This is a genomic window from Nesterenkonia aethiopica, assembly GCF_039534665.1.
GTDB lineage: Bacteria > Actinomycetota > Actinomycetes > Actinomycetales > Micrococcaceae > Nesterenkonia > Nesterenkonia aethiopica.
In genome coordinates this window covers 39,340-52,168 of sequence record NZ_BAAAVT010000012.1, presented here as the reverse complement: position 1 = coordinate 52,168, position 12,829 = coordinate 39,340, and the positions used below count along the sequence as shown (strand labels likewise).

14 protein-coding genes are annotated in these 12,829 nt (G+C 68.3%); 1 reads left to right on the top strand and 13 read right to left on the bottom strand.

What is annotated here, in order from left to right:
• The first annotated feature begins 110 nt into the window (after positions 1-110).
• Positions 111-803 (top strand): endonuclease NucS, encoded by a 693-nt coding sequence (nucS, locus tag ABD658_RS10175; RefSeq protein WP_070162158.1) that lies wholly within the window; start codon positions 111-113, stop codon positions 801-803.
• 123 nt (positions 804-926) lie between these two features.
• Here the strand turns inward: nucS and ABD658_RS10170 are convergent, their stop codons facing one another.
• From ABD658_RS10170 to prfA, 13 genes are all read right to left on the bottom strand, one after another.
• Positions 927-1,193, bottom strand: a complete 267-nt coding sequence (locus tag ABD658_RS10170) for a F0F1 ATP synthase subunit epsilon (protein ID WP_070162108.1) — start codon at positions 1,191-1,193, stop codon at positions 927-929.
• Positions 1,194-1,225: 32 nt separating this feature from the next.
• Complete coding sequence (gene atpD, locus ABD658_RS10165) at positions 1,226-2,683, bottom strand: F0F1 ATP synthase subunit beta (protein WP_070162110.1); 1,458 nt, start codon at positions 2,681-2,683, stop codon at positions 1,226-1,228.
• Positions 2,684-2,758: 75 nt separating this feature from the next.
• On the bottom strand, positions 2,759-3,652 hold the full coding sequence (locus tag ABD658_RS10160; protein ID WP_311024858.1) for a F0F1 ATP synthase subunit gamma: 894 nt from the start codon (positions 3,650-3,652) through the stop codon (positions 2,759-2,761).
• 112 nt (positions 3,653-3,764) lie between these two features.
• Entirely contained in the window at positions 3,765-5,396 is a 1,632-nt protein-coding gene (gene atpA / locus ABD658_RS10155) for a F0F1 ATP synthase subunit alpha (protein ID WP_070162112.1), read from the bottom strand.
• Between the two features lie 134 nt (positions 5,397-5,530).
• Positions 5,531-6,340, bottom strand: coding sequence for a F0F1 ATP synthase subunit delta (locus ABD658_RS10150; protein WP_344681848.1), 810 nt, complete (start codon positions 6,338-6,340; stop codon positions 5,531-5,533).
• Positions 6,340-6,900, bottom strand: coding sequence for a F0F1 ATP synthase subunit B (locus ABD658_RS10145; RefSeq protein ID WP_085437205.1), 561 nt, complete (start codon positions 6,898-6,900; stop codon positions 6,340-6,342). The genes ABD658_RS10150 and ABD658_RS10145 overlap by 1 nt, the downstream gene beginning before the upstream one ends.
• 84 nt (positions 6,901-6,984) lie before the next feature.
• Positions 6,985-7,188, bottom strand: coding sequence for an ATP synthase F0 subunit C (locus ABD658_RS10140; protein ID WP_070162116.1), 204 nt, complete (start codon positions 7,186-7,188; stop codon positions 6,985-6,987).
• Between the two features lie 191 nt (positions 7,189-7,379).
• On the bottom strand, positions 7,380-8,189 hold the full coding sequence (gene atpB / locus ABD658_RS10135; RefSeq protein ID WP_170922575.1) for a F0F1 ATP synthase subunit A: 810 nt from the start codon (positions 8,187-8,189) through the stop codon (positions 7,380-7,382).
• Positions 8,190-8,503: 314 nt separating this feature from the next.
• The gene (locus ABD658_RS10130) at positions 8,504-8,938 is read right to left on the bottom strand and encodes a hypothetical protein (RefSeq protein WP_344681852.1); all 435 of its coding nucleotides are present in this window, start codon (positions 8,936-8,938) and stop codon (positions 8,504-8,506) included.
• On the bottom strand, positions 8,935-10,089 hold the full coding sequence (locus ABD658_RS10125) for an MraY family glycosyltransferase (RefSeq protein WP_344681854.1): 1,155 nt from the start codon (positions 10,087-10,089) through the stop codon (positions 8,935-8,937). Before ABD658_RS10125 ends, ABD658_RS10130 begins: the two co-directional genes overlap by 4 nt.
• A 19-nt stretch (positions 10,090-10,108) precedes the next feature.
• Positions 10,109-10,801 carry an L-threonylcarbamoyladenylate synthase gene (locus tag ABD658_RS10120; protein WP_344744462.1) on the bottom strand — a complete coding sequence of 231 codons (693 nt, stop codon included), beginning with the start codon at positions 10,799-10,801 and terminating at the stop codon, positions 10,109-10,111.
• Positions 10,798-11,727 carry a peptide chain release factor N(5)-glutamine methyltransferase gene (gene prmC, locus ABD658_RS10115; RefSeq protein ID WP_344681858.1) on the bottom strand — a complete coding sequence of 310 codons (930 nt, stop codon included), beginning with the start codon at positions 11,725-11,727 and terminating at the stop codon, positions 10,798-10,800. The genes ABD658_RS10120 and prmC overlap by 4 nt, the downstream gene beginning before the upstream one ends.
• Positions 11,724-12,809, bottom strand: coding sequence for a peptide chain release factor 1 (gene prfA, locus ABD658_RS10110; protein ID WP_344744492.1), 1,086 nt, complete (start codon positions 12,807-12,809; stop codon positions 11,724-11,726). Before prfA ends, prmC begins: the two co-directional genes overlap by 4 nt.
• Positions 12,810-12,829 lie beyond the last annotated feature (20 nt).

The following is a 12,829-nucleotide window of genomic DNA, read 5'->3' as shown; positions in this document are numbered from 1 at the left end:
CCTCATCGGACGGGCGGCCTGGCCGTTCCGGCCCCGGCGAGGCGACGGATCCGTGATCGCCGCATGGCGCAGTGCGCGACGCAGGCGGGGAGACGGTAGGATCGACCACCGTGCGATTGGTGATTGCGACCTGCTCCGTGACGTACTCCGGACGACTCAACGCCCACCTGGCCCAGGCGACGCGCCTGCTGATGGTCAAGGCCGACGGGGCGGTGCTGGTGCACTCCGACGGCGGCTCCTACAAGCCGCTGAACTGGATGTCCCCGCCGGCCACCCTGCGGGTCTCCGCGCCCGACGCCGAGGAGGCCGAGGCCGGCATCACCGAGATATGGACCGTGAAGGCGGACAAGAGCGACGACACCTTGCGCATCTCCCTCTCCGAGATCCACCACGACTCCAGTCATGACCTCGGTACGGACCCCGGCCTGGTGAAGGACGGCGTCGAGTCCGATCTGCAGCGCCTGCTCTCCGAACAGATCGATCGGCTCGGAGAAGGACACCGCCTCATCCGGCGGGAGTACCCCACACCGATCGGCCCGGTGGACATCCTGGCCAAGGGACCTGACGGCACGGTCGCCGTGGAGCTGAAGCGCCGCGGCGACATCGACGGCGTGGAGCAGCTCACCCGCTATCTGGACCTGCTGAATCGGGACCCGCTGCTCGCACCGGTCGAAGGCGTCTTCGCCGCGCAGCAGATCAAGCCCCAGGCCCGCACCCTGGCAGAGGACCGTGGTATCCGCTGCGTGGTGCTGGACTACGACGAGATGCGCGGCCTCGACGACGCGGAGTCCCGCCTCTTCTGACCACGCCGGCCCCCGGACAGGACCCCGTGCCCCCGCGCTTCTCCAGACACGCCGAAGGCCGCCGCCGAGTCCCCTGACGGGGACCTCGACGGCGGCCTCAGCTGTGTGAAGTGAGAGTGCCGGTCAGTCGGTGACCAGCTGGGCGTCGTCGGCGACGATCGTCACCCGGTCGGAGTCGACCGAGAAGAAGCCGCCGCTGACGTTCGCCCGGACCGGAGACCCGTCCACGGGCTCGATGAGCAGCTCACCGGAGGCCAGCAGTGCGAGCACCGGGGTGTGACCGGGCAGGATGCCCATGTCGCCCTCGATGGTGCGGCCCCGGACCGCCTTCGCGGGCCCGGACCACACCGCGTGGTCCTGAGAGACCACCTGGACGTCGAGTTCAGCCATGATCTGTTCCTTCCCTGCCTGAGTCGACAGACTCAGGAGTTCTTCTGGATCTCGGCGTACTTCTGCTCGACGTCGTCCAGGCCGCCGACGTTGTAGAACGCCTGCTCCGGGATGTGGTCGAGGTCGCCGTTGCAGATCGCGTTGAAGCCCTCGATGGTGTCCTTGATCGGCACCGTCGACCCCTCCACACCGGTGAACTGCACCGCGGTGTAGGTGTTCTGGGACAGGAACTGCTCGATGCGGCGGGCACGCGAGACGACGATCTTGTCCTCTTCGGAGAGCTCGTCGACACCGAGGATCGCGATGATGTCCTGCAGCTCCTTGTTCTTCTGCAGGATCTGCTTCACACGCGTCGCGGTGTCATAGTGCTCCCGGCCGATGTACTGCGGGTCCAGGATGCGGGAGGTCGACGTCAGCGGGTCCACCGCCGGGTACAGACCACGCGAGGCGATCGCACGCGAGAGCTCGGTGGTCGCGTCCAGGTGGGCGAACACGTTCGCCGGCGCCGGGTCGGTGTAGTCGTCGGCGGGGACGTAGACGGCCTGCATCGAGGTGATGGAGTGGCCGCGGGTCGAGGTGATGCGCTCCTGGAGCACACCCATCTCGTCGGCCAGGTTCGGCTGGTAGCCCACGGCGGAGGGCATGCGGCCCAGCAGGGTGGAGACCTCCATGCCGGCCTGGGAGAAGCGGAAGATGTTGTCGATGAAGAGCAGCACGTCCTGGTTCTTCACGTCACGGAAGTACTCCGCCATCGTCAGCGCCGACAGGGCCACGCGCAGACGCGTGCCCGGCGGCTCGTCCATCTGGCCGAACACCAGGGCGGTGTCCTTGAGCACTCCGGCCTCTTCCATCTCCACCCAGAGGTCGTTGCCCTCACGGGTGCGCTCGCCGACGCCGGCGAACACGGAGGTGCCGCCGAAGTTGCGGGCCACACGGGTGATCATCTCCTGGATGAGCACCGTCTTGCCCACGCCGGCACCGCCGAAGAGGCCGATCTTGCCGCCCTGGATGTAGGGGGTCAGCAGGTCGATCACCTTGATGCCGGTCTCCAGCATCTCGGTGGAGCCTTCCAGCGCCGCGAAGTTCGGGGCCTGGCGGTGGATCGGCCAGCGGTCCTCCACCTCGAGCTCCGAGGTCGGCATGTCCAGGGTCTCCCCCAGGACGTTGAAGATGTGGCCCTTGACGGAATCGCCGACCGGCACGGAGATCGCGGCGCCGGTGTCCTGCACCGGGAGGCCGCGGACCAGGCCGTCAGCACCCTGCATGGAGATGGCGCGCACGAGGTTGTCCCCGAGGTGCTGGGCGGTCTCGAAGGTGATCTTCTTCGTCTCGCCGCCGAGGGTCACCTCGGTGGTCAGCGCGTTGTAGATCTCCGGCATGCCGTCCGCCGGGAACTCGATGTCGACGACCGGGCCGATGACCCGGGCGATACGACCGATCGCACCCGACGGAACGGCCACGGCGGACTGTTCTGCAGTACTGGCAGTCATCTCTCTCACTTCACTTGATGTTGGATGATGTCAAAGCGGTCTGTTCAGGAGGCCGTCGCGGCCGTCCCGTGGCGGTCAGCTCGCGGACAGAGCGTCGGCACCGGCGATGAGCTCGGTGAGCTCCTGGGTGATCTCGGCCTGGCGGGCATTATTGCGCAGCAGCGTGTACTTGCGGATCAGCTCGTCGGCGTTGTCCGCAGCGGACTTCATCGCCCGCTGACGCGCCGCCAGCTCGGAGGCCGCGGCCTCGAGCATGGCCGAGTAGATGCGCGATTCGACGTAACGCGGCAGCAGGGCGTCCAGCACCTCGGCCGGGTTCGGCTCGAACTCGTAGAGCGGCAGCATCTCGTCCTCGGACTCGACCTCCTTCTCCACGACGGCCAGCGGCAGCATGCGGTGGACCACCGGCTCCTGGCTGATCATCGACTTGAACTCGGTGTAGACCAGGTACAGCTCGTCGACCCCGCCGTCGGCGGAGTCCTGGACGAACCGTTCGATCAGCGCGTCGCCGATCTCCCGGGCCGTCTCCACGGACGGAGAGTCAGTTCCGCCGGTCCAGACCTGGTCGTACTCCCGCTCACGGAAGTCGTAGTACGCCTGAGCCTTGCGGCCGTAGAGGTACGGACGCACCTCCTTGCCCTCCTCACGGAGGTAGGCGACGAGCGACTCCGCGCGCTTGAGCACATTGGTGGAGTAGGCGCCGGCGAGGCCGCGGTCAGAGGTCATGATGAGCACGGCCGCGCGGGTCGGGTTCTCCGACTTCTGCGTGAGCACGTGCTCGATGTCGTCCTGCGAGGCCACGGCCGAGACTGCTCGGGTGATGGCCTCCGAATACGGCAGCGAGGCCTGCACACGCTGGCGGGCCTTGCCGATCCGCGAGGTCGCGATCAGCTCCATCGCCTTGAAGATCTTCTTCATCGACGACGTCGATGCGATCTTCTGACGGTAGACCCGGATCTGGGCTCCCATGCTTGTCCTTCCCTGAAGTGGTCGGCTCCAGCGCCGACGTCGCTGAGCGGTGGGTCGTTGTCGGGCCCGGAGGCTCGGCGACGTCGGCGGCTGGGGTCGGAGTCAGCTCGACTCAGCGGTCCTGAGCGACGATCTCTTCCTGAGCGATATCGTCCGCGGACAGCGCCTCGGCCTGCTCGTTGCCGACGATCGACTGCGGCCCCTCCGCGTGGAAAGAACGCTTGAAGTCGACGATCGCCTCTTCCAGCGCGGCGACGGTGTCGTCCTCGAGCTTGCCGGAGGCCGCGATGTTGGTCAGCACGGAGGTCTTGCGGCGCAGGTGCTCGATCCAGTCCTGCTCGAAGCGCCCGACGTCGTTGATCTCGACGTCGTCCAGGTGGCCCTTCGAACCGGCCCAGATGGAGACGACCTGCTCCTCGACCGGGTACGGGGTGTACTGCGGCTGCTTGAGCAGCTCCATCTGACGCTCACCGCGGACCAGCTGCTGACGCGTGGCCGGGTCCAGGTCCGAGGCGAACATCGCGAAGGCCTGCATGTCGCGGTACTGGGCCAGGTCCAGCTTCAGCGTGCCGGCCACCTTCTTCATCGCCTTGACCTGCGCGGCACCACCGACGCGGGACACCGAGATGCCGACGTCGACCGCGGGGCGCTGGTTGGCGTTGAAGAGGTCCGACTGCAGGAAGATCTGACCGTCGGTGATGGAGATGACGTTGGTCGGGATGTAGGCGGAGACGTCGTTCGCCTTGGTCTCGACGATCGGCAGGCCCGTCATGGAGCCCGCGCCCATCTCGTCGGAGAGTTTGGCGCAGCGCTCCAGCAGGCGGGAGTGCAGGTAGAACACGTCGCCCGGGAAGGCCTCGCGTCCCGGCGGGCGGCGCAGCAGCAGCGAGACAGCACGGTAGGCCTCGGCCTGCTTGGAGAGGTCGTCGAAGACGATGAGCACGTGCTTGCCGCCGTACATCCAGTGCTGGCCGATGGCCGAGCCGGCGAAGGGCGCCAGATACTTGAAGCCCGCCGGGTCCGAGGCCGGGGAGGCCACGATGGTGGTGTACTCCAGAGCGCCCTGCTCTTCAAGGGTCTGGCGCACCGCCGCAATGGTCGAGGCCTTCTGTCCGACGGCCACGTAGATGCAACGCACCTGCTTGTCGACGTCGCCGGACTCCCAGTTGGCCTTCTGGTTCAGGATCGCGTCGATCGCGATGGCCGTCTTGCCCGTCTGGCGGTCGCCGATGATCAGCTGGCGCTGGCCGCGGCCGATCGGGATCATGGCGTCGATGCCCTTGATGCCGGTCTGCAGCGGCTCATGCACCGACTTGCGCTGCACCACCGACGGCGCCTGGAGCTCCAGGGCGCGGCGGCCCTCGGGCTCGATGGCGCCGAGGTCGTCGATCGGCTGGCCCAGCGGGTCGACGACGCGACCCAGGAAGTTGTCGCCCACCGGCACCGAGAGGACCTCGCCGGTGCGGTGCACCTCCTGACCCTCCTCGATCCCGGAGAACTCGCCGAGGATGACGACACCGATCTCACGGGTGTCCAGGTTCTGGGCGAGACCCAGCGTCCCGTCCTCGAAGCGGAGAAGTTCGTTCGCCATGGTCGAGGGAAGTCCCTCGACGCGGGCGATGCCGTCGGCCGCCGAGATCACCCGTCCGACCTCGACGCGCTCGGTGCGCCCCGGGTCGTAGGACGCTGCGAACTCGTTCAAAGCATTGCGGACGTCGTCGGCGTTGATGGTCAAGTCGGCCATCTGCAGTCCCTGCTCTCCTGTGTCGTGGCCGCAGCTGCGGCCGTCTGGTTCAAAGATTCACGTGTATGTCAGCGCCATCAGCGCTGGATGTCAACGGCGCTGCGAGACGCGTGCGCTGCTCCGGGTCGCCCGGATCAGCCGGCGAGCCTCCGGTGGAGCTCGTTGAGTCGGGTGGCGACCGTGGAGTCCACCACCTCATCACCGACCTGCACCCGGATCCCACCGACAACAGAGGGGTCGACGACGACGTCGAGCCTGAGCTCTCGGCCGAAGTACCGGTCGAGGCTGGCGCTCAGACGCTGCCGGTGGGCGGCGTCGAGCTCCTTGGCGACGGTGACCTGGGCGATCCAACGCTGCTGACGTGCCGCGATGCGCTCGGCGAAACGCTCGACGAGCGCCTCCGGCCGGAGTCCGCGAGGAGTCGAGACCGCGCGGTCGATGAGCAGGCGGGCCTCGGCGCCGGCCTCCGGTGAGAGGCGCGCCGCCAGCTTCTGCTTCGACTCGGCCGGAGCCTGGCTGTCCGTCAGCGCCCGCTGGACCTCGTGGGAGGACAGCACCGCCCGGCGGAACGCCAGCAGCTCCGACTCCAGCGACTCGAGGCCCCGCAACCCGTCCTTCTCGGCCTGCGCGGCCACGACGGCCACCGCCAGGCGCTCCACCGCGTCGCCGAGGTCACGCTCCCGGCTCCAGCGCTGCGAAGCGATCGCCTCGAGGACCGTCACTGTGGCCGGACGCGCCTTGGCTCCGAAGAGGCCGCGCACGACGCCTGCCCGCTCCTGCGCCTCACGGGCAGGGTCGGTCAGGCTGCGGCGCAGACCCGCCGAAGAGTCCAACACGTCGAGCGCGCCGAACAGCTCGTCCGCCACGGGAAGTTCGCTGGCCGCGAGAGTCTCCGACAGCTGTTCCTGCAGGGTGGCGAGGGATTCACCGGTCACCGCAGCCATTACTGTGCCGCTCCTGTCCTGTTCGACTGCTCAGCGTCGAGGTCGGCCAGGAAGCGGTCGACCACGCGCTGCGAACGGGCGTCGTCCTCCAGCGCCTCGCCGACGATCCGGCTCGCGAGCTGTGTGGCCAGCGTGCCGACGTCCTGGCGCAGCGTCACCGCGGCCTGCTGGCGCTCGGCGGCGATCTGCTGCTGAGCCTGCTCGGTGATGCGTGCCGCCTCGGCGGCCGCCTTCTCCTTGTGCTCAGCGACGATCTGGGCACCCTCGGCGCGGGCCTCCTCGCGGATGCGACTGGCCTCGGCGCGGGAGTCCGCCAGGTTCTGCTCGTACTCGGCCTTCATCGCCTCGGCCTCGGCCTTGGCCTCCTCGGCCTGGCTCAGGCCGCCCTCGATCGCGTTGCGGCGATCCTGGTAGGCCTTCTCGAAGGCCGGAGCGATGAACTTCACCACGACGAACAGCAGCACCAGGAAGCCCAGGATGACGACGAGCGTCTCCCACAGGTTGGGCACCAGAGGGTTGGCGTCCTCGGCGGCTGCCTGGATCAGTGAAGTGCTGATCATGTGTTCACCCATTTTCACTAGTCAGACGGTCTGGAGGGGGCCCAGCGCCGCTGTGCCCCGTTCACGGATTGCCTCTGACCCGCCTCAGAGCACGAAGGCGAAGACGATGGCGAGGACGAAGACCGCCTCTGCCAGGGCGAAGCCGAGGATGGCGATCGGCTGCAGCACGCGCTGCGCCTCGGGCTGGCGGGCCACACCGTTGATGTAGGCGGCGAAGACCAGACCGATGGCGATGGCAGCACCGAGGCCGGCGATGCCCATGCCGAGCATGTTCAGGGATCCATCCATGGAGTTTCTCTCTTTCTGTCTCGATCCCGGTGCGTCTCACCGGGACTGTCTCTGTGTGTCCGCCCGTCCGGCGCAGCCGGTCGGACGTTCGTTCTCTTCGGCGGACGCTCGCGGCGCCCGGTGTGTGAAGTTGTCTGTAGCCTTCCCGGTCGCCTCGGCGCAAGGCCGGAGCGCTCGGGAAGGGCCTCCGCTCAGTGGGCGTCGGCCTCGATGGAGCCTTGGATGTAGATGGCGGTCAGCAGCGCGAAGACGAAGGCCTGCAGGACCATCATGATGATCTCGAGGAAGTAGAGCGGAATGGAGCCCAGCAGGATCAGGACGCCGAGGCTGGCATTGCCGATGCCCTCCTGCTGCGCGATGAGGAACTCCGCACCTGAACCGGCGAGCATCACGATGATGTGGCCGGCGAGCATGACGGCCATGATTCGCAGCGAATGCGTCAGCGGGCGGATGAGGAAGTTGGAGAGGAACTCGATCGGGATGAGCAGCGGAAGCAACCACTTCGGCACGCCCGAGGGCACCGTCATCAGCTTGAGGAAGCGGCCTCCGTGGAGCTTGAAGCCCATGAAGATCCAGGTGACCCAGATGATGGCCGCGATCGCGTAGGCCGACCCCGCGTGGGAGAAGGTCGGCATCTGCAGGAACGGAATGGCTCCGAACAGGTTGTTGAACAGGACGAAGAAGAACACCGTGAACAGGAACGGGACCCAGGGCTTGAAGTGCTTCTCGCCGAGGATGTCCCGTCCGAGGGTGTTCCTCGCGAAGGCATAGCCGCCCTCGGCGACGAACTGCAGTCGTGACGGCACGAGCGCCTGCTTGCGGATGGCGAAGGAGAAGAACCACCAGATGGCCAGCACGGCCAGGACGACCATCAGCATGTTCTTGCCGAAGCCGCTCCCCCATTCCGCCATCCACGGGAAGATCTCGGGGAGGTGGGTCTCACTGATGGTGGGCGGGGCGAAACCACCCTCGTCGTCGGCTGCGAGCGCAAGCGAATGCAACGCTGGTCCTCTCTGCGGTGTCCGTCATCGGGCACAAGGGGCCAGAAGCCCCGGGCATGGATCGAGCCGGAGGGTCTCCGTCTCTACGTCGTTCTAGGCGCAATCGGCGGATTCTCTCCGGTGACAAGCACACAGAGACATCCCTCAACCTCAGAGCAAGGTCAAGCTGTGGAGCGGTGGATGGACAGAATCCATCACCGTGATGCGGCCCTTGGCAAGCTTATCAAAGACCGACGTGACTCACGGCATGCCTCTCACACCGGAGTCCACTGTACTACGCCGTGTAGAAAACTGCTCGTCGATGACGTCAGACGTCAGCCGGAGCCGTTCCTGCCACTCTCCGGGTCGATCGGCGTGCGCAGGCGCAGGAAGGCGGCGATCTCGCCGGACTGCCAGGCGATGACGACAGCGGCCGCCGCCCCCACGGTCCACCCCGGCAGCACCCACCCAGGGGCCGTCACCGAGGAGAGGACCACGGCGAGCACCGCCAGCTTCAGGGCGAAGCCGAGCATGAAGGCTGTGATGGCCTGGCTGGGCATGACCCGCTCGGCCACGTCGACCAGCACGAGGCTCACCGCCGAGAGGACCAGCACCATCGAACCGCCCAGTGCGGCGCTCATCCCGGCGTCGACGCCGGCCACGGGCAACGCCAGCAGGACGGCGGCCGCCATCATCGCCCCGCCGGTGGTCAGGGCGAGCCACAGCACGCGGCGCCAGCCGGTGGCACGGGGGAAGATCCGCCCGCTCATGCCGAGCCCTCGCGTCGGGCGCGCAGTGCGCGTTCGGCCGCCTGACGATTCAGCCGCCGGGCCCGGCGGCGCAGGGACGGCCACAGCGTCAACGCTGTGGCTCCCCCGAGGGAGACGAACATGCTCAGGCTCACGAACCACCAGGGCAGGAAGCTGAAGGAGACGGCGCCGAAGGCGAAGAGACCGGACCACAGGTACAGCAGCAGCACCGCCTGGGGATGGGAGTAGCCGCCGTCGACCAGCTTGTGGTGCAGATGGCCCCGGTCCGGGCTGAACGGCGAGGCTCCTCGGGCGGTGCGCCGGATCACCGCCAGGGCCAGATCCAGCAGCGGCAGCAGGGTCACCGCCAGAGGCAGCAGCACAGGCATGTAGGCGGGCACGTTCCGGAAGCGCCAGCCTTCGGTGAGCTGTCCGACGTCGGAGGTGACCGCGACCGCACCGGCGGCCATGACCAGCCCCAGCAGCATGGCCCCGGTGTCCCCCATGATGATGCGGGCCGGATGGAAGTTGTGCGGCAGGAAGCCCAGGCATGCGCCGACCATCACCGCCATGAGCAGGGTCACCAGGTTGGAGGCGTCGAAGGCGTTGATCGACAGCGTCAGCAGGTAGCTGTAGATGAAGAAGGCGCTGCCGCCGATCGCAGCCACGCCGGCGGCCAGCCCGTCCAGCCCGTCGATGAAGTTGAAGGCGTTGATGGTCAGCACCACGAGGAACACTGTGAGCGCCGACTGCACGGGGACGTCCCCCACGCCCAGCCAGCCCACGGGCATGACCTCGAGCCGCACGCCGTGCACGACGAGCAGCACGCCGGCACCGATCTGCCCGAGGAGCTTCAAGAACCAGTGGATGTCCCAGGCATCATCCGCCATGCCCACGATGAGGATCAGCACCATAGCGGCGAAGACTCCGCGCACCGGGGTCAGATCCGCGAAGATCCCGCTGAGGTACGGGACCGCTGCGGCCGCCGCCAGGCCCACCACCATGCCGACGAACATCCCTGCCCCGCCCCAGCGGGGCAGGGTCTGGCGGTGCATGTCCCGCGCGCGGACAGGGGTGTACACCCCGAGGGTCAGCGCCACGTGGCGGACCAGGGGCGTGATCGCGTAGGTCACCACCGCTGAGATGGTGAGCACGATGAGGAAATAGATCATGGGGCAGTCAGTCGGCCGTTCAGCCCTCGTCCACGGCGTCGCCCGCAGCGTCGCCAGCCACGTCCGACGCCACATCCGGCACGACGGCCCGCAGCTCGGCGAGGCTGATCGCCCCGTGCCGGACCACTCGAGGCGGCTCCACGGTGCAGTCCACGATCGTGGACGGGCTGGTGGTGTCCCGGACGCCGTCGTCGAGATACACGCTGACGGCCTCACCGAGCATCTCGCGGGCCTGGGCGACCTCCGTGGCGGCGGGCAGTCCGGTGCGGTTGGCCGAGGAGACCGCCATCGGGCCGGTCTGGTTCAGCAGCTCCAGGGCGAGGTCGTCGGCAGGCATGCGCAGCGCCACAGTTCCCCGCGTCTCCCCCAGGTCCCAGGCGAGGGACGGCTGGGCCTGCAGGATCAGTGTCAGCGCGCCGGGCCAGAATGCCTCTGCCAGGCCGCGGGCGGCCTCCGGCACCTCATCGGCGAGGGCGTCCATGACCGCCTGTCGCCCGATCAGCACCGGGGGCGGCATCGTCCTGTTGCGGCCCTTGGCCGCCAGCAGGATGCTCACCGCCTGCGGGGAGAAGGCATCCACACCGATCCCATAGACCGTGTCGGTGGGGATGACCACGCACTCTCCGCGCCGCACGGCCTCCGTGGCCGCGGCGATCCCTGCGGAACGAGCATCGAGTTCATGACAGTCGACAATCTGGGTCACGCGCGTCATTCTCCCATGTCTATGGCGTCGAACGGACTCGGGCGAGCAGCTGTGTCTGTGCGCACAGCACTCGTGGCGCGGTCCCGTCCGGTCAGGTCCTGGTGGGTGCGCACCTGGGCGAACCGTGGATCCTCGGCCAACCGCGCCGCGATCGTCGCAGCCTGCACTTCGGCATGCTCCATGATCATCCAGCCGCCGGCGGACAGCAGAGCCGCGGCACTGTCCACCACCGCCCACGGCACCTGCAGGCCGTCGGGGCCCCCGCCGTAGAGGGCCAGCTCCGGATCATGCTCCCGCACCTCCGCCTCCGTGGGCACCATCCCCGGCGGGATGTAGGGCGGGTTGGAGACCACGACGTCGAAGGCGGCCTCCCATTCTGCCGGCACCTCGCGCAGGTCCTGCCGATGCAGGGTGACCCCGTGCGGCTCGAGGTTCACCCGCGCCCAGGCCGCCGCCTGCTCGCTGAGCTCCACCGCGTGGACCTCTGCAGCGGGATGCTCGGCCGCGATGGCGGCCGCCAGCGCCCCCGAGCCGGTGCCCAGGTCGATGACCCGGGGCCGGGAAACCCTGACGCACTGCAGGTGGTCCAACGCCGCCTGGGCGACCTGTTCGGTCTCCGGACGGGGGATGAAGGCGCCAGGGCCGATCCGCAGCTCCAGTCCGCGGAAGGGAGCGAGGCCGGTGAGATGCTGCAGAGGGACCCGCCGGGCGCGTTCGTCCACCAGGGACCGCAGCCGTTCTGCCGTCTCGGGATCTGCCCGACGCCCGGCCAGCGCCAGGGCGGCGGCGCGGCCACGGCTCTCGCCGAGCACATGGGCCAGCAGGATCTCGGCGTCCACTCGGGCAGACGGCACCCCAGCGTCGCGGAGCCGAACCACGGCGTCCCGCAGGAGGTCCTCCAGGGACACCTGCGTCGGAGAGACCTCGGCGGTCATGCCCCGTGACCCTCCGCCAGTGCGGACAGGCGCTCCTGTTCATCGAGCTGGATGCAGGACTGGACGACGGCCTCGAGGTCGCCGTCCATGACCGCGTCGAGGTTGTACGCCTTGTATCCGGTGCGGTGATCGGCGACGCGGTTCTCCGGGTAGTTGTAGGTCCGGATGCGTTCCGACCGGTCCATCGTCCTGACCTGGGACTTCCGCGCCTGCGCGTTCTCGGCGTCGATCTGCTCCTGCTGGTGGGCGAGCAGCCGCGACCGCAGGACCCGCATGGCGGCGTCCTTGTTCTGCAGCTGGGACTTCTCGTTCTGCATCGCCACGACGATTCCGGTGGGCAGATGGGTGATGCGGACCGCCGAGTCGGTGGTGTTGACGCTCTGTCCGCCGGGCCCCGACGACCGATAGACGTCGATCTTGAGATCGTTCTGGTGGATCTCGATCTCTTCGGGCTCGTCCACCTCGGGCAGCACCAGGACCCCGGCGGCCGAGGTGTGGATGCGACCCTGGGACTCGGTCTCGGGGACGCGCTGGACGCGGTGCACCCCGCCCTCGAACTTCAGGTGCGCATAGACCCCCTGGGCCGGGTCGGTCGCACCGGCACGGACGGACATCTGGACGTCCTTGTATCCGCCCAGGTCGGAGGGCGTCGCGGAGATGATCTCGGTCTTCCACCCCTTCGACTCGGCGTAGCGGGTGTACATCCGCAGCAGATCCCCTGCGAAGAGCGCCGCCTCGTCGCCGCCGGCGCCGCCCTTGACCTCGATGATCACGTCTCGGGCGTCGTTCTCGTCCCGTGGGATGAGCATGCGCAGCAGACGGTCCGCCGCGGCGTCGAGCTGGAGGCGCAGCTGCTCCGCCTCCTCCGCGAAGTCCGAGTCCTCCTCCGCCAGCTCCCGGGCGGCGTCGAGGTCCTCGGTGAGTCGGGACCAGCGTCGATGGGCCTCGACGACGCCGTTGAGCCGGGCGTAGCGACGGCCCAGCCGCCGCGCCAGCGCCTGATCGGCGTGCACGTCAGGGTCCGAGAGCCGCGTCTGCAGCTCGACATGCTCCGCCAACAGGGTGTCGACGGAGTCGAACATGCGCTTCTCGAGAGAGGGGT